Below are 16,093 nucleotides of genomic sequence, written 5' to 3'. Positions count from 1 at the left end.
CGTTTCTTTCAGATGTAATGTCATTGGATCATGTAAGAGGTGATATATACCTTCTCAACTTTCCCCTCTTGCATAAGGCTGTTTGCTTTCTCCATGATGGTCGTTTCCAGCTGCTGCTTTCCCTCTTTGCCTTGCAATTGATCTGATTTCATTTCAGAAAGCTCTTCTATTATGATGTTATTCACTTGGAAATCTCTTTTTTCAAGTTCTTCTTTCGCTTTTTTGCTGTCCGTTTGGACTTTGAAAGAAATACGGATGTAGTCTCCGCTCATTAGATTAGTGGTAAGTTCCGGTATATCCACAGATGCTTCAATCACTTCATCTATACTCGGTTCCTTCACTTCATCTTTGTCGTTGAATTTCAACAGAACGATGAGGGCAAGCGCTCCTACCAAAGTAATTGTTACCAGTAAAATAAGAGTAATAGTAAGCAGTTTATTCTTCATCTCGTACCCCCGCGGCATTTCTGAGTCCCATTATATTAACCTTTCTATAGAAGATGATGGTCTTCTCCTCAACCTCATCCACTGTTTCTTTCACCACGATTTTCTTACCGTTTGTAAGGGTGATGGTCGTATCGGGAAAGGCTTCAGCACTTTCTATGTACAGACAGTTAAGTGAAAAAGTTTTGCCGTTTAATTTGGTTAGTGTTATCAAATATTAGTCAGGGCTGTATAGAACCAGCCCTGTCCCTCCCTTGCAATCTATTATCGTTTCAAGTTTACAAGCTCTTGAAGGATTTCATCAGATGTGGTGATGATTCTTGTGTTTGCCTGGAATCCACGCTGCGCAGTAATCATTTCAGTGAATTCTTCAGACAGGTCAACATTGGACATTTCCAGTGATCCGGAAACAACGGTCCCTCTTCCTTCACCTGCTACATTGATATTCGGAGTCCCTGAATTCACTGACTGCTGAAACGAGTTCCCGCCTGCCTTTGTAAGGCCGGAAGGATTACTGAATTTAGCCAGGGCCAGATATCCGATGGTAGTGATTTCTCCATTAGAATATACTCCGTTGATTTCTCCCATTGAACCGATATTAAAGCTCTCAAGTGATCCTGCAGTGTTTCCGTCTGGGTCAGCTGAGGCTGATAGGTCACCGGCGAGATTTGTAAGCTGGGAGTAATCCATTTCAATATCCATTGTGTTTTCAGCTGTTCCATCTCCATCAGCATCAGCGATTGGCAAGGTAACAGTTCCTGGAGCAACAACTGGGTCTTGAGAGAAATCAATAGTATAAGAATCTGAAGTTAAAGGGTTTTCTCCGTTTTGATTGACAAATTGCATACTCCAATTAGTTGAAGGCGTCCCCTGGGGAGTCAGCTTCATATCCAGCGTCATTTGTTTTCCCTCCGCTGTTACAACGTTGATTTGCTGAACAAACGGCTCATTTCCTACTGCATTGTTTGATAGATTGCCAAACATTGAGATTGTTTCCGTTGTATTTGCAGGAAGCTGTGCATTTACATTAACTTTGATGTCCTGAAGAACCCCATTTTCATATGATTGAACTTTCATCCCATCTCCGTTTACAAGCGTTCCATTGTCATCCAAATAGAAGTTTCCTGCCCGTGAGTAGAACTGGGCATCCCCTTGTTTTACGACAAAGTAACCATCGCCATTGATGGCCAGGTCAAGAGGACGTCCGGTTGATTGAAGGCTAGATTGGGTATGGATTGTATCGATAGTCGATAGTGTCGATCCTAATCCAACCTGCATAGGATTTCTTCCTCCTCGTGCTTCCTGTGCAGCCGATGCTCCGGAGATTGTCTGGTTCATTGTATCTTTAAACGTTACACGGCCTTTTTTGAATCCATAAGTGTTTACATTCGCAATATTATTACCGATTACATCAAGCTTGGTTTGGAAATTCTTCATTCCACTGATCCCTGAATACATAGAACGTAGCATATTATTTTTTCCCCTTTCTTAATCACTGCATCTGTCAGTCAGCAGCGTCAGGCTTCCTGTAAAGGTCCAGCCTATTTATCGATGATTATTGTTCCGTCAATATTTGTGAAAATTTGTGACGCTGCTTCTTTTCTGTTCATGGCAGTAATGACTGTAGAGTTCTTCGCACTTACAATCAATGCCGCGTTGTCCAGTAAAACCAGCGAATCTTTCACACCTTTCAACTTGGCTTGAGCAACCTTACTTTCAACTTCTTTCCAGGTTTCCGCGGGGATCATAATCCCTCTCTGCTTCAATCGGCTGTCTGCATGCTTGCTGATGGAAAGGGAATCTTCCTTACTATTTAAAGTTTCCTTTAACGTTTCAGCGAATGTCTTTGAAGGCAGGGCTTTATTGGTGAAACCCCTGGGTGGAAATTGTGATGTAATCGGTTGAGATGGCAAACGATTGATACTATTTCTTTGCATTCAACCTCTTCCTTTACTATTCGATTTTCCAGACACTGTCCTCTTTTATCTTTTCTCCATTCTCAAGATGGAACCAGAGACTGCCGTCTTTTTGTGAAACTGATTTCACTGCGCTATGCAATTCAGAACCTGTTTCTTTTTCGTTCCAGTACACAGTCCTTCCAATCAGCCCGCTAGCGTTCACTAACGAGTTATCTCCGTTATTAGTATCCTGATGATTGACTTGTGATACATTTCCGGGTGCTAAGGCAGTGCCATCCTGCAAGATGAATTGGACCTCGTTATCCTTAAAACGGACAGACGAAACAATGCCTTTTCCTTCCTTGATTTCGGTCTTTCCTTCAGAAGATTCCTCCAGCTTATGCCATGTAATTTCTTTTCCGACAAACTGGTTATAGGAAATCAAGTTATTTTGTGCTTGCGATTCAATAAAGGTCTCCATTGATTTGCTCAGGTTCGTAATTTGTTCCAAGGTTGAGAATGTTGCCATTTGGGCAATGAAATCCTTATCCTGCATGGGATTGAGCGGATCCTGATTTTGCAGCTGGGTCATTAGGATTTTCATGAAATCATCTTTTCCCAGTACATCCTTTCCACCTTCCCTTTGTTTTTGCTGCAGGGAGGATAATAATAAATTTGAATTAATCGTATTAGACATAGTCATCACCTATACTTCATTGCTTTTGAGCAATTCTTTGAATGTTGATTCCTGTTCATCTTTGTCGTTGGACTGCTGATTATCGGATTGTCCTTTTGGCTGCTGTCCGCTTTGCTGCTGTTGAGATTGCTGGCGTTCCTGTCTTTGTGATTCCGAGAAGGTCTGAGCTATTTCAATTTTCTCCACCTGAAGATTCTGGCTGTTCAACGCATGCCTCAGACCTGTTAGATTTGAATCCAAAATATCCTTTGCAGCTTTCGTGCCGGCAAGTATCTTCGCTGTCATGACACCATCCTGCTGGAGTAGCTCAATCCTTATTGAGCCAAGCCTTTCAGGGTATAGCTTAATCAGCAATTTACTCATATTGGGTGTCTGCACAATTTGTGATTTTCCAATGATGTTTGCAAATTCTTTAACAAATTGCTCAGAGGTCGTCCCAGGCTGCCCTTTACTCACAAAAAGCGAGAACTGTTCAGCGCGGCTCAAGTGCTGCTGGCCCCAACTACCTGTCAGGTTTGGTGGAAGATTCAGCTTTGCCGCCTGTTCACCTTCTGCCTTTGCTTTATTAGTCCCTGACGAATCAGCCGATATCAGCTGAGGCACCTTTTCATTGACAGTGTTTTTATTCAGCATAGAATTCACTTGGTGTTTACTATTCTGCTGAATGGCTTGATCCTTTGGATGGACAATGGTATCAAATACTTTTTCTACTATCTGTTTCCACTTTCCGTTTTTCTGGATTTCGCCCGTTAAAAACTCTTCAATCTTTTTGGTGATCACCTTCAGGTTCTGACTCAATGTTTCAGCTCTTTCAGCTTGCCGGAAACCCAGATCTGTCTGCCTGAATGCCTGTTCAAATGCTTTTGCGGCTTTTAAAGCTGTTTCAAGTGAGAATGAATCCATTTTCTTCAGATTCTCCAGGGGCATGAGACTGAGTGTTTCAATCACTTGAAACAAAACATCTTCCATGTTTTCGTTTTCCAGGTCCGGAAAAACATCTTTTAATTCCGGAACCGTGTTCATAATCTGATCTAATAAGGAATCCAAAGCAGAATGTAAGTCTTCTTTATTGATTCCTGCTTGCAAAAGGACATCATCAATATTCAAATCCGAAGACTCAGTTCCTTCCAAAGCTTCCCCACCTTCTGCACGAAGAGCTTGCAGAAGCTTGATGATTTTCATCAATCCCGGTTCGATTTGATCGGGTATCTCGGCCATGCCGTTTGCTTTGGTTAACAAACTGCTGAAAAGGGAGTCCTGCCCGCCTTCCGCACTTGCTTGGTTCACACTCTTGCTGGCAACCTGACCCAAATTCTGCATAGAGAGAATGGCTCCGACGTTCATTTTTTCACCTCCTTTCAATTCATTTCTATGATTACTGGTCTACTTTGGCTGAAAGCAGTTCAGTATATTTCGCTGCATCCTCAGGAGGCATCTTCTCCAGTATTTTCGCCAGGGTATCCGGCTTAATATTGGATAATATCTTTACCGCTTCCTCATTTTCCATTTCAAGCAGTACGGGAGCCGCGCTTTTGGCCGACATGGATTCATAAGTTGAAATCATTTCTTTGAATGCCCGTTTGTTTTCCTGTTGAATCTGCTCGAGTTCCTCAATTTGTGAATGAAGCTGTTCCTGTTCAAGCAGCATTCGTTCCCTTTCTTTCTCCTGTGAATCAATCTTGCCTTGAAGACTATTGATTTCTGACTCTTTTTCTTCAATTTCCGTTTGAAGGGAAAGAACCCTGTCCTCCAGTTTTGCTGCTTCTTCTTTGGCATCTGTAGGGATCATGGAAGAGACGAAAGGAATCTTTTCTCCTGCTTCTTTTGCTTTTTCAAAAATGTTGACGCCTGCTACCGTCATTACAAGCAAGGCAATGACTACGGCAAACAGAAGAGGGATGATGCCCGCAAATAGAACCCATTGGAAGCGGCTTGTTGATTTTTCGTTTTTTTCCTTCTCTGCTGTTTTCCCCATGTCCTCACCTAATTTCTTTTATTCATGTATTGCATGACAGCCAGTTCATCGAGAACTTTACTTTCAGATGAATAAAGCATTTCAGTATATTTGTTAAAATCATTCTCTTTGATCTTTTCGTATTTTTTCACTTCAATATTCATTTCTGAAAGCTTTTGTTCATGCCAGTTCATCCTGTTTCTTGCTTGAATGACCAGTCCTTGATAATAGTCTATAGTTTTTTCTATATTTGTAATGAAATTCTGGTTGTGCCTGATATCCTGCACAGATAAACCGTGGGACAGTTTCTCGGATTGAAAGATTTCAAGATCTTCTTTCTTCCTTAATAAGTCGTAGAGTTTCTGTGCGATTTTTTCGAATTTTTCAATTGAGTCCTGGTATGAAACCCTGACTTCTTCTTTTTCTCTTTCTTTGAGTGTCAGAATCTTATCAAACTTAAAAGTATAAGTCATCCTGTTCACTCTCCTTTTTCTGCCAGATTGATGATATCCGTGACACTTTCATCCATTGTTACCTTTTCACCTGTCCCTTGTTTCAAAAAGGAAATAATTTTTGGCTGGTATACAATTGCCTGGTCGATTTCCTGTGAAGTTCCTTTTTTGTATGCACCAATATTGATCAGGTCTTCCGAATTACTGTATGTACTCATCAAGTCCCTGATTTTTTCCGCTGCCTTAAGGTGTTGGGGGGTGGCCAAGTGGTTCATGAGCCTGCTGACACTTTTGAGGATATTAATAGCTGGGAATTGACCTTTATTGGCTATGTTCCTGTCCAGGACGATATGGCCATCCAAAATCCCTCTGGTCGTATCGGCTATTGGTTCATTCATATCGTCACCGTCAACAAGTACAGTATAGAAAGCAGTGATACTGCCATATTGATTGGTCCCGGTCCTTTCAAGCAACTTGGGCAAAATGGCAAATACTGACGGGGTATACCCTTTGGTAGCCGGAGGTTCTCCCACTGCCAATCCGATTTCCCTCTGCGCCATTGCAACACGGGTAACAGAATCCATCATCAGCATGACATTCAAACCTTTATCACGAAAGTATTCGGCAATCGCTGTTGCAGTGAACGCTCCTTTGATTCTCATCAGCGCAGGCTGGTCAGAAGTAGCTGCTACCACAATTGACCTTTTCAATCCTTCTTCACCTAAATCTCTCTCAATGAATTCACGCACTTCACGTCCGCGTTCACCAATCAGGGCAATTACATTTAGATCTGCTGTTGTATTCCGGGCAATCATGCCAAGGAGTGTACTTTTTCCCACACCGCTCCCGGCAAATATCCCAACCCGCTGCCCTTTGCCGACTGTAAGCATGCTGTCGATCGCCCTTACACCGACCTCTATCTTTTCATTTATGGGTGGCCTTGTCAGAGGGTTGGGGGGCTCCTGTTCCGTAAGAGCAGGTGTCAAGCCTTTCGGAAGGCTTTCACCATCCAGCGGATTTCCAAGGGAGTCTACAACCTTTCCGATCAAAGAAGGTCCAACCTTGATTGTAAGCGGGGTTGCCGTCCCTTCGACAAGACTTCCCGGTGAAATTTCATTAATATTGGAATAAGGCATCAATATAACAGTTTCTTCTTTGAAACCCACGACTTCCGCCCTGATCTTTTTCCGGCTTTCAGAAATATGGATGAAGCACATTTCCCCTATCGAACTTTTAGGGCCTTGTGATTCAATCATCAGGCCGACCACTCTTTTCACTTTCCCAAACTTCTTAAAGGTCTGTAAGGAAGGAATGTATTCTAAAAGGTCATTGGCTTTCATTCTTCTCCACCTTCTAAAATTTCGATCAGTTTATTTTTGATTTCCTTTAATTGAACATCTACACTGACAATTACTCTGCCTTCACCTGTTTCAATAAAGCATTCTTCCCTGCCAAGTTCATCGTCAGGAAAAATCAACAGCTGTCGCAATACCGGAAACATGGCTTCCAGCTCCTCCTGATTTTCGCATAACATCGTGTAGTGGGAAGGGTGGACATGTACTTGGACCTCCGGGTATTCTTTGACTTCTTTGATTGCCCTTTTGATGAGGCCAAGAAACACATTAGGATCTCCATCCAGGTTCGTTCCCAAAATCTTTTCTGCTGTTTTCATGCCCAGCTCCAATATGACACTTTCCGCCTTCTCTATCTGTTTATAATAGTTTTCTTTAGCGAAACTAACTGCTTGGACCGCTTGACTGATTTGTTCTCTATACTCCTCCAGACCATTGGCTCTTCCTTCCTCCAGTCCGTGCTGATAGGCCTGTTGATAAGCTTCCTGCTGCAGCATTTCTTTTTCTTGTTCCCATTTTAATCTTTGGGAAGATACTTCATCTTCTATCCTTTCAGCTTTGATCCTGGCGGATTCCATCAGCTTCTCTGCTTCAGCATGGGCATCCCGCAAAATCTCCTGCCGTTCTGATTGCATGAGGGTCCGGCTTTCCTGGAGTTCCTTTCCCCCGGATGCTCCTGATGATTGGAGGACATTCCTCACGGCAATGATTTTCGATTGCCGGTTTTGCCGGCTCGAGGCTTGCAAATTCTTTATCACTTTAGACAATGATATCGTCTCCTCCACCACGGGCAATGATGATCTCCCCTGCATCTTCCAGCCTTCTTATCACGCTGACAATCCTTGACTGTGCTTCTTCAACATCCCTAAGCCTGACCGGCCCCATGAATTCCATCTCTTCCTTGAAGGTTTCAACCATTCTTGCAGACATATTACGGAAGACAATATCTTTGACTTCCTCGCTTGATACCTTAAGAGACAAAAGCAAATCTTCATTTTCACTATCACGGATCACTCGTTGGATCGAACGGTTATCCAATGTGACGATATCTTCGAACACGAACATCCTCTTCTTGATTTCTTCTGCAAGTTCAGGATCCTGGATTTCCAGTGCATCGAGAATTGTCTTTTCCGTGGACCTGTCCACACCATTCAATACTTCCACAACCGCTTCAACCCCGCCTGTTTGCGAGTAATCCTGTGTCACTGTAGTTGATAGTTTCCTTTCCAGGATTGCCTCTACCTCACTAATTACTTCCGGGGATGTTCCATCCATCAATGCTATCCGCCTTGCAATATCCGCCTGGACCTCCTGTGACAATTCTGAAAGAATCTGACCTGCCTGCTGAGGGTTCAGATATGAAAGAATCAGTGCAATTGTCTGGGGATGTTCACTTTGGATAAAGTTGAGTATTTGAGAAGCATCCGCTCTCCTTGCGAAGTCAAAAGGCTTGACTTGCAGCGATGATGTCAGTCTGTTAATAATAGCGGAAGCCTGCTCATTGCCAAGCGCTTTCTCCAGAACTGTTTTGGCATAGCCAATCCCACCCTGCGAAATATAGTCCTGGGCTAGGGCTATATTATGGAACTCCTCAAGTATTTCTTCTTTAGCTGCTGATTCGACTTTCTTGACTCCGGAAATTTCGAGGGTCAATTTTTCAATTTCTTCTTCTGACAGGTGCTTATACACGGATGCAGAAACATCGGGGCCAAGCGAGATTAGGAGGACGGCTGCTTTCTGTTTACCTGTCAATTCTTTTTCACGCTGTATTGCCATAATAGTTCCTCCTATTCATCAGCCAGCCAGGATCGCAGTAATTTTGCGAACTCTTCCGGCTTTTCCCTGGCCATTTTCTCCAACTGCTTTCTTCTGGCTGATCCTTCAGTCTCTTTTTCATTTCCAATATCAGGTATAGTGATAGGCTGGCTCTCTTCTACAAAAACAGCCTCTTCTTCTACTGCTTTTTTATTTCTCCTAATCATCAAAACAACCAGCAAGATTATAACTGCCAGCAAGATTCCGCCTACAACATATGTCCACCACGGAAGTGTTGATGCAGGAGTCTGTTCGAATTCCATCTTGCCATTGAACGGCTGTACAGAAACGACAATTTTGTCTTCAATGGCTTCAGGTGTCAGTTCCGTTCCGGATTCTTTATCAATTGAAGTCCTAATGATTGTGGATAAAATCTGGGATATATCTTCCTGCCTGTCTTGAGGGAATGAATTTGGATCTTCGGGATCTGGCGGTTCCACCATCACTTGAATTCCGATGTCCCTTATCTTGTAAGGACTTTCGACTATCTCTCTCCGGATTCTATTAACCTCGTTGTTTATCGTCTCTTCAATTCTTTCATAGTCGCCATTGGAATTTTCGCCCTCAACATACGTACCGAGTCCGTCTCCACTATCTTCTGCAGCAGGGACACCTCCCGCTGCTTGTCCATTACCGGTGAATGTTTCAGTGATTCTCTGGACACTCACAGCGATTCCTTCCATATTTTCTTCATCTACAGGTGTTACCTCGTTTACTTCCCTGTTTTCTTGGGTAAAGTCTATATCGGTGGTAACAGAAACAACGACTTTATTGAAGCCGATCAATGTCCCCAGCATGCTCTGAACCTGTTTCTGGATATCCTTTTCCACCCTGTCCTTAACATCCATTTGCTGGACTACGCTTCCTCCAAAGGAAGAATTTTCATTTTCCAGCTCAAAGTACTCAAATAATTGATTCATAATGACGATATTATCAGTAGGAAGGTCAGGAACACTTTTTGATACCAGGTGGTATAAGGATTTGATCTGCTTCTGGTCAAAATTGAAACCAGGTTTGGTATTCAGGACAATTGAAGCAGAGGCCATCTCTGTGTCATCGCTGACGAATACACCTTTTTCAGGGAGTGTAATCATCACGTTGGCATCCTGTACACCTTCAATTCCTTTCATAAGGTTGGCAAGCTCAGTCTGCATGGCATCCAGCTTCATGACGTTAAACTCATTGTCAGTCATACCAAATCCGGCGTTCTGACTGAAGAACGAATAGTCGATGCTTCCGGAATTCGGTATTCCTTCTGCCGCGAGTTCAACTTTCAATGTATCCACCATTTCGCTCGGCACCATGATTGTCGAACCGCCATCTGTGATTTCCGAAACAATGCCTCTTCCGTCCAGGTTTTCTTTTATCGTTCCTGTCTCCGAGGGGGCCAAATTACTGTATAGCGGCACAAGATCAGTCCTCGTTGAGAGGAAACCTGTAATGGCGACCGCCAAAATGACGGCCAGCAAAACACCGCCATACACAGCCTTTTGTTTCTTTGTCCGTGATGACCAGAATGTATTTAATTGTTCTTTATATTTATTTAAAGTTTCATTCATCATAATCCCCCGGTTACTCTGTCTGATTTACGCGGCATTCATAACCGTACAAGTTACATCGGCATCCTCATGATCTCTTGGTATGCCTCCACTACTTTGTTGCGGACCTCCATCGTAGTCTGCAGTGTAATGCTGGCTTTTTGCGAAGCGACCATAATTTGATGCAGGTCGACATTCTCCCCTCTTACCAGCTTTTCGGTAAGCATATCTGATTCTTTCTGGCTCGCGTTCACTTCTTCAATTGATGTTTTCAGGAAGTCAGCGAAATTCTGTTGATTCTGTACAGGTTTAATGTTGTTTTTCTCAAACGACGGACCTAATCTGTTATCCGTTGCAGAATATATATTATGTATCGCCATAAGTATCCTCCTTACTTTCCAATTTCCAGTGATTTCATCATAATGGATTTGTTAGCATTAAAGACCGTGACATTTGCTTCATACGAACGGGTAGCGGATATTAAGTCAATCATCTCACGAAGCGGGTCGACATTTGGAAGGCGGACATATCCTTCCTGATTGGCATCCGGATGCTCAGGATCGTATACAAGGTTGAAAGGAGTATCTTCATCTTCCTTTATTTCTGAAACACGGACACCGCTTCCGACAGTCTCTGAATCTTTTGAGCCCATGGCTTTATTTAAAAACGAAGAAAACTGGTTTCCTTTCGGCTGGAAAACAACTGATTTCCTTTGATAAGGCTGCCATTCCCCATCAACCATCTTCCCCCTTGTCGTATCTGCATTTGCCATATTGGATGAGATGACATCCATTCTAAGCCTTTGTGCTGAAAGCGCGGAAGCTGATGCATTCATACTATGAAAGATCGACATTCTTACTTACCTCCCCTTATTACAGTTTTCAAAGAATTGAATTTGCCATTCATCCTGTCGGAAAGGGCATTGAAATATATTTGATTGGAAGCCATTTCTGACATTTCCTTATCTATGTCAACTCCATTGCCGTTATGGTTGTATTGAAATGGGTTATTCCTGATATTAAGAGTGCCCTTCCCACTTCCGGAGAATTCAAAATGGCGGGGATTGGTTCTATTTGCTTCCATAGTTGATATGGAAGCATTCAACTGTTCCTTGAAACTCACTGTCTTTGCTTTGTAGTTGGGAGTGTCGACATTGGCAATGTTTTGGGATATGGCTTTTTGTTTAGCAGAAGAATAATTCAAACCATTCTCGAGTGATTGAATGGTGCTGGAAAACAAGCTCATTTTTTACACCTCTAACCAGAATTTTGTCAAAGATTAATGAAATTTGACATTTTTTACGGAATCACAGTCTCTATTGTAATATTAAGAAAAATAGGTGTCTATGATTAATTTGATAATTATATTCCTACTTATTATTCATTTTTTTGAAGGACTTTTTCCATATTTTCTAAGAAAATACTCCATTTGAATCTTATTTGATGGATGTCAGCTTTTTAAAAAGGACTATCCGCCTCATTTATTTCCACTATTTCCTAAAGATCTCGCCACTAAAAACATTTTCTTTATTACAGGCACATTACAAAACTATAACCGGTATATGATGAGAAGTCTTTAAGGAATATTATCCAATTAAATGGGATAATAACCCATAAAAAATCCCTAAAAATATAGCGACCCCCAATGAGATCGCTCCGCATAAATGCATTGTCTCCATTAGGTAACCCGGCTGCCAATAAACAATCTTGAAATTGCCTTTAGGCCCGTGGCTTTGCGTCCTCTCTTTTCAGATGAGTTTGCCATTTTCTGTGAAATGTTGTAGAAATTTGTCGGAAATAGTGTGTAATCTTATTGTACTATTTGCGTCGGCAATTTCAACCCTTTCCTTAAGAATAGTATTAGGACTTTGTACCTCTTTTCGAGTTTTTTTTCATAAATTCTCCTTATTTTTTCAAGAAATAAAAAAAGCCGCCAATCCTTTTGGACTAGCGGCTTTCTCATTAATTCGTCTTCAATTTATCCAATTCAACGAGGAATTTATCATTCAAGACCTTGATATATGTTCCTTTCATACCAAGTGAACGGGACTCGATGACACCGGCACTCTCAAGCTTACGGAGTGCATTGACGATGACTGAGCGTGTAATTCCGACTCTGTCAGCAATCTTGGAGGCAACTAGCAATCCTTCGTTTCCATCAAGTTCTTCAAAAATATGCTCGATCGCTTCAAGTTCACTATAAGAAAGGGAACTGATAGCCATTTGCACAACTGCCTTGCTGCGGGCTTCCACTTCAATCTCTTCTGATTTTTCCCTGAGGATTTCCATACCGACTACAGTGGCGCCATATTCCCCAAGGATCAGGTCATCGTCATCAAAGCTGTCTTCCAATCGGGCAAGGATCAAAGTACCGAGGCGCTCTCCTCCGCCAATGATCGGTACAATGGTTGTAAGGCCATTTTGGAACAATTCCCTGTTCTCAACAGGAAAGGCTGTATATTGGCTGTCAATATCCAGGTTGGAAGAAGTCTCCTGGATGTTAAACAGGCTGTTTGTATATTCTTCAGGGAATTGACGGTCTTCAAGCATCTTCTTCATTCTTTCATTTTCTATCTTCTGATTGACTGCAAAGCCAAGAAGTTTTCCCCGGCGGCTGACAACGAAAACATTGGCAATGATGACTGAACTTAGTGTTTCAGCCATCTCCTTAAAGTTTACCGGTTTTCCCGCTGCCTTTTGCAGCATTGCATTGATGGTTCTTGTTTTACTTAGTAAATTCATTTCTTTTCCTCCTAGTGCAACTGAATAGTTTCTATATTTATATAATAAGATCCGCGATTGAGTGGTATAGTCCGCAATCAGGATAGTTTAACTTATTCAAACTTTTAAGTCTGCCATTACTTTTTACCCTTTGAGGCTGAACGGCAAACTTACAGGATGAACTGGCTCAGGTCCTTATCCTGAGAAATTGCTCCAAGTTTGTCTTCTACGTAGGAAGGTGTGATAGTGATCTTTTCCATGGTGATTTCAGGTGCCTCAAATGAGAGGTCTTCAAGCAGCTTTTCCATGATTGTATGAAGACGCCTTGCCCCGATATTATCCGTGTTCTGATTCACCGAAAAGGCTATTTCAGCCATCTTACGAATAGCATCGTCAGAAAATTCAATTTGTATACCTTCTGTTTCCAAAAGTGCTATATATTGTTTTACAATAGCATTATCCGGCTCAACAAGGATCCTGACAAAATCCTCAACGGAAAGCTTCTTCAGCTCGACCCTTATCGGAAAACGGCCCTGAAGCTCGGGAATCAAGTCTGAAGGTTTTGCAGTATGAAATGCTCCGGCAGCAATGAACAGCATATAGTCTGTCTTCACAGAGCCATGTTTTGTCACCACTGTGGACCCCTCCACGATTGGAAGGATATCGCGCTGGACTCCCTCCCTTGATACTTCACCTGAGGACTGGCTGGAGCTTTTGCTGGCGATTTTATCAATCTCGTCGATGAATATGATGCCTGTCTGCTCTGCGCGTACAATCGCTTCCTGTGTCACATCGTCCATATCTATCAATTTCTGCGCTTCTTCATTGATTATTACAGGTCGTGCTTCTTTCACTTTCAGCTTCCTCTTTTTCTTCTTTTTAGGCATCAGTCCGCCAAGGGCATCCTGCATATTCATACCCATCTGTTCCATCCCGGAGCCTTGAAGCATATCGAACATAGAAGCCTGCTGTTCTTCAAGTTCCACGGTGATGACTTCTTCCTCAAGTTCGCCTTTTGCCAGCTTATCTGCTATGGTCCGGCGTTTATCATTGATTGATGTCTCTTCTTTTTGCTCTTCATCATCCGGCTGCTGGTCCCCTTGATTTCCGCCAAAAATCATTTCAAATGGATTTTTATAATTACTGTTCTTCTTTTTGGCTGGGACGAGCAGTTCTACAAGTCGGCGGTTCGCATTCTCTTCTGCCGCTTCTTTCACATCTGACATCTTTTCTTCTTTAACAAGTCTGACAGAAGTTTCAACCAGATCCCTCACCATCGATTCTACATCCCTTCCGACGTAGCCTACTTCTGTGAATTTGGTTGCTTCAACTTTAATGAAAGGTGCTCCAACAAGTTTAGCCATCCGTCTGGCTATTTCTGTCTTCCCAACGCCGGTCGGCCCCATCATGAGAATATTCTTAGGCACCACTTCATCACGAAGATTTTCTGCGAGCATACTCCTTCTGTACCGATTCCTCAGCGCAATAGCAACCGCTCGCTTCGCATCATTCTGTCCGACTATGTACTGATCCAGACGATCGACAATCTGCCTTGGTGTTAACTGATTGGCTTGTTTTTTCAAGAGATACACTCCTTTTTCCGTATGGTTTTCTATACATGGAGAATGAGAAAATCAATTTACAGCTTCTCAACAATGATATTGTGATTGGTATAAACACAAATGTCTGCAGCTATTTCAAGTGCTGCCTTCGCGATCTGTTCAGCACTTAGATGTTCACCGCTATGATGTTTCAAAGCCCTTCCGGCCGCAAGAGCATAATTCCCGCCTGAGCCTATAGCCAGTATTCCATCATCCGGTTCAATGACTTCACCCGTTCCTGAAATCAACAGTAAATCATCAGCATTCATGACAATGAGCATAGCTTCCAGCTTGCGAAGGACTTTATCACTTCTCCACTGTTTTGCCAGTTCCACTGCAGCTCTTTGAAGATTACCATTGAACTCCTGCAGTTTCGCTTCAAACATTTCAAATAAGGTAAATGCATCAGCCACTGAGCCGGCAAAACCTGCAACTACTTTTCCGTTAAACAGCTTCCTTACTTTCTTTGCGGTATGTTTCATTACAACTGCATTGCCAAATGTGACCTGTCCGTCCCCTGACATGGCACACTCACCTCTATGTTTGACTGCAAAAATCGTTGTAGCGTGAAAATTACCCAATTGTATAACCTCCTATTCGATTAAGCACGAGGATGGTGGTTCAAATATGTTCTTCTAAGGTGGTCCTTTGTAACATGCGTATAAATCTGAGTAGACGACAGATTTTCATGTCCAAGAAGTTCCTGGACTGTTCTAAGATCTGCTCCATTGTTCAGTAAATGAGTGGCGAATGTGTGCCTCAGCATATGAGGGTGAATCTTTCCATTTAAAGACGCGTCTTTTATTATGGTGTTCAGTACATGACGCATCCCCCTTGCCGTAAGGGGGCCCCCTTTATAATTAACGAAAACAAATTCATGTTCACCGTTCTTCATTAACTGACCGCGAGATATATTTATGTATTGTTCCAAAGCTTCATGTGCAAAAGTTCCAAACGGCACATACCTTTCCTTGCTGCCTTTCCCCTTTACCAGTACTGTGGATAAAGAGAAATCTATATCTTTTATCCTCAGCCCTGCACATTCACTTACCCTTATCCCTGTAGCATAAAACAATTCAAACATCGCCCTGTTCCTGACTTGGATGGGTTTATGACCTTCACAAGCCTGCAAGAGATTTTCCATTTCTTCCTCATAAAAAAACTCAGGAAGCCTCTTTTCAGACTTTGGGCTGCTTACGAGAGCAAATGGATTCTCAATGATCAATTTCTCCCTGTTCAGAAACCGGAAAAAGCTTCGTATACTGGAAATCTTTCTTGATATCGAGGCACGCGCCAGCCGTTTTTCGTGAAGGCCGGTCAAGAATAACCGTGCATCAAAATATTCGATCTCTGATAACGAATGCAGGTTCTGTTCATTCATAAAGCTGAAAAACTCCCTGATGTCATCTTTATAAAAAGTGACGGTATACTCTGAATAGTTTTTTTCAATTTGCAGATATGTAATGAAGTTATTCAGATATTGGTTTGTATCATCCAACTTATATCACCTCACAAAAGGCTACTAAATAGTAACACAATTTAGTAGCCCGCGCAATGGAGTTTACAAATATTTCACAAAGTTCTGAATTGTTTCCTGCATCTTTCATTTTTCATGAATCATTT

Annotated in this window: 19 protein-coding genes and 1 riboswitch; all 19 genes read right to left on the bottom strand. The window is 42.3% G+C overall.

The window, feature by feature from the left end; translation table 11 throughout:
* Positions 1–20: 20 nt before the first annotated feature.
* Entirely contained in the window at positions 21–446 is a 426-nt protein-coding gene (gene fliL, locus D3H55_RS05775) for a flagellar basal body-associated protein FliL (protein WP_119545965.1), read from the bottom strand.
* A complete protein-coding gene (locus tag D3H55_RS05770; protein ID WP_119545964.1) occupies positions 436–657 on the bottom strand; it encodes a flagellar FlbD family protein in 222 nt (73 codons plus the stop codon). The genes fliL and D3H55_RS05770 overlap by 11 nt, the downstream gene beginning before the upstream one ends.
* A gap of 50 nt (positions 658–707) precedes the next feature.
* Positions 708–1,913, bottom strand: a complete 1,206-nt coding sequence (locus D3H55_RS05765; RefSeq protein ID WP_168412976.1) for a flagellar hook protein FlgE — start codon at positions 1,911–1,913, stop codon at positions 708–710.
* A 71-nt stretch (positions 1,914–1,984) separates the two neighbouring features.
* Complete coding sequence (locus tag D3H55_RS05760) at positions 1,985–2,380, bottom strand: TIGR02530 family flagellar biosynthesis protein (protein ID WP_205685392.1); 396 nt, start codon at positions 2,378–2,380, stop codon at positions 1,985–1,987.
* A 16-nt stretch (positions 2,381–2,396) separates the two neighbouring features.
* Entirely contained in the window at positions 2,397–3,038 is a 642-nt protein-coding gene (gene flgD, locus D3H55_RS05755) for a flagellar hook assembly protein FlgD (RefSeq protein WP_119545963.1), read from the bottom strand.
* 9 nt (positions 3,039–3,047) lie between these two features.
* Entirely contained in the window at positions 3,048–4,382 is a 1,335-nt protein-coding gene (locus D3H55_RS05750; protein ID WP_119545962.1) for a flagellar hook-length control protein FliK, read from the bottom strand.
* Between the two features lie 31 nt (positions 4,383–4,413).
* Complete coding sequence (locus tag D3H55_RS05745) at positions 4,414–5,013, bottom strand: MotE family protein (protein ID WP_119545961.1); 600 nt, start codon at positions 5,011–5,013, stop codon at positions 4,414–4,416.
* An 8-nt stretch (positions 5,014–5,021) separates the two neighbouring features.
* Positions 5,022–5,465, bottom strand: coding sequence for a flagellar export protein FliJ (fliJ, locus tag D3H55_RS05740; RefSeq protein ID WP_119545960.1), 444 nt, complete (start codon positions 5,463–5,465; stop codon positions 5,022–5,024).
* Between the two features lie 5 nt (positions 5,466–5,470).
* Positions 5,471–6,784, bottom strand: coding sequence for a flagellar protein export ATPase FliI (fliI, locus tag D3H55_RS05735; RefSeq protein WP_119545959.1), 1,314 nt, complete (start codon positions 6,782–6,784; stop codon positions 5,471–5,473).
* Entirely contained in the window at positions 6,781–7,554 is a 774-nt protein-coding gene (gene fliH / locus D3H55_RS05730; protein ID WP_240628496.1) for a flagellar assembly protein FliH, read from the bottom strand. Before fliH ends, fliI begins: the two co-directional genes overlap by 4 nt.
* Position 7,555: 1 nt before the next feature.
* Positions 7,556–8,572: a flagellar motor switch protein FliG gene (gene fliG / locus D3H55_RS05725; protein ID WP_119545957.1), complete on the bottom strand. Its 1,017-nt coding sequence runs from the start codon at positions 8,570–8,572 to the stop codon at positions 7,556–7,558.
* 11 nt (positions 8,573–8,583) lie between these two features.
* Positions 8,584–10,170 carry a flagellar basal-body MS-ring/collar protein FliF gene (fliF, locus tag D3H55_RS05720; protein ID WP_119545956.1) on the bottom strand — a complete coding sequence of 529 codons (1,587 nt, stop codon included), beginning with the start codon at positions 10,168–10,170 and terminating at the stop codon, positions 8,584–8,586.
* 53 nt (positions 10,171–10,223) lie between these two features.
* Positions 10,224–10,529, bottom strand: coding sequence for a flagellar hook-basal body complex protein FliE (gene fliE / locus D3H55_RS05715; protein ID WP_119545955.1), 306 nt, complete (start codon positions 10,527–10,529; stop codon positions 10,224–10,226).
* 11 nt (positions 10,530–10,540) lie between these two features.
* Positions 10,541–11,002 carry a flagellar basal body rod protein FlgC gene (flgC, locus tag D3H55_RS05710; RefSeq protein ID WP_119545954.1) on the bottom strand — a complete coding sequence of 154 codons (462 nt, stop codon included), beginning with the start codon at positions 11,000–11,002 and terminating at the stop codon, positions 10,541–10,543.
* Between the two features lie 2 nt (positions 11,003–11,004).
* The gene (gene flgB / locus D3H55_RS05705) at positions 11,005–11,394 is read right to left on the bottom strand and encodes a flagellar basal body rod protein FlgB (protein WP_119545953.1); all 390 of its coding nucleotides are present in this window, start codon (positions 11,392–11,394) and stop codon (positions 11,005–11,007) included.
* Positions 11,395–11,826: 432 nt separating this feature from the next.
* Positions 11,827–11,921, bottom strand: a riboswitch (cyclic di-GMP riboswitch).
* 189 nt (positions 11,922–12,110) lie between these two features.
* Positions 12,111–12,890, bottom strand: a complete 780-nt coding sequence (codY, locus tag D3H55_RS05700) for a GTP-sensing pleiotropic transcriptional regulator CodY (RefSeq protein WP_119545952.1) — start codon at positions 12,888–12,890, stop codon at positions 12,111–12,113.
* Positions 12,891–13,039: 149 nt separating this feature from the next.
* Complete coding sequence (gene hslU, locus D3H55_RS05695; protein WP_119545951.1) at positions 13,040–14,452, bottom strand: ATP-dependent protease ATPase subunit HslU; 1,413 nt, start codon at positions 14,450–14,452, stop codon at positions 13,040–13,042.
* Positions 14,453–14,508: 56 nt separating this feature from the next.
* Positions 14,509–15,051: an ATP-dependent protease subunit HslV gene (hslV, locus tag D3H55_RS05690; RefSeq protein ID WP_119545950.1), complete on the bottom strand. Its 543-nt coding sequence runs from the start codon at positions 15,049–15,051 to the stop codon at positions 14,509–14,511.
* A gap of 20 nt (positions 15,052–15,071) precedes the next feature.
* Positions 15,072–15,968 carry a tyrosine recombinase XerC gene (xerC, locus tag D3H55_RS05685; protein WP_119545949.1) on the bottom strand — a complete coding sequence of 299 codons (897 nt, stop codon included), beginning with the start codon at positions 15,966–15,968 and terminating at the stop codon, positions 15,072–15,074.
* Between the last annotated feature and the right edge of the window lie 125 nt (positions 15,969–16,093).

The organism is Bacillus salacetis (assembly GCF_003581585.1).
Taxonomy (GTDB): Bacteria; Bacillota; Bacilli; order Bacillales; family Bacillaceae_B; genus Rossellomorea; species Rossellomorea salacetis.
Note: the sequence above shows the minus strand (reverse complement) of the source record. Positions and strands in the feature narration are given on the sequence as shown.

Excerpts from the sequence above, each read along its gene's own strand:
- codY (WP_119545952.1), bottom strand. The coding sequence starts at position 12,890 with ATGAATTTACTAAGTAAAACAAGAACCATCAATGCAATGCTGCAAAAG.
- flgB (WP_119545953.1), bottom strand. The coding sequence starts at position 11,394 with ATGAGCTTGTTTTCCAGCACCATTCAATCACTCGAGAATGGTTTGAAT.
- fliE (WP_119545955.1), bottom strand. The coding sequence starts at position 10,529 with ATGGCGATACATAATATATATTCTGCAACGGATAACAGATTAGGTCCG.
- D3H55_RS05750 (WP_119545962.1), bottom strand. The coding sequence starts at position 4,382 with ATGAACGTCGGAGCCATTCTCTCTATGCAGAATTTGGGTCAGGTTGCC.
- D3H55_RS05765 (WP_168412976.1), bottom strand. The coding sequence starts at position 1,913 with ATGCTACGTTCTATGTATTCAGGGATCAGTGGAATGAAGAATTTCCAA.
- flgD (WP_119545963.1), bottom strand. The coding sequence starts at position 3,038 with ATGTCTAATACGATTAATTCAAATTTATTATTATCCTCCCTGCAGCAA.
- fliJ (WP_119545960.1), bottom strand. The coding sequence starts at position 5,465 with ATGACTTATACTTTTAAGTTTGATAAGATTCTGACACTCAAAGAAAGA.
- fliG (WP_119545957.1), bottom strand. The coding sequence starts at position 8,572 with ATGGCAATACAGCGTGAAAAAGAATTGACAGGTAAACAGAAAGCAGCC.
- fliI (WP_119545959.1), bottom strand. The coding sequence starts at position 6,784 with ATGAAAGCCAATGACCTTTTAGAATACATTCCTTCCTTACAGACCTTT.
- fliF (WP_119545956.1), bottom strand. The coding sequence starts at position 10,170 with ATGAATGAAACTTTAAATAAATATAAAGAACAATTAAATACATTCTGG.
- D3H55_RS05760 (WP_205685392.1), bottom strand. The coding sequence starts at position 2,380 with ATGCAAAGAAATAGTATCAATCGTTTGCCATCTCAACCGATTACATCA.
- flgC (WP_119545954.1), bottom strand. The coding sequence starts at position 11,002 with ATGTCGATCTTTCATAGTATGAATGCATCAGCTTCCGCGCTTTCAGCA.
- fliL (WP_119545965.1), bottom strand. The coding sequence starts at position 446 with ATGAAGAATAAACTGCTTACTATTACTCTTATTTTACTGGTAACAATT.
- D3H55_RS05745 (WP_119545961.1), bottom strand. The coding sequence starts at position 5,013 with ATGGGGAAAACAGCAGAGAAGGAAAAAAACGAAAAATCAACAAGCCGC.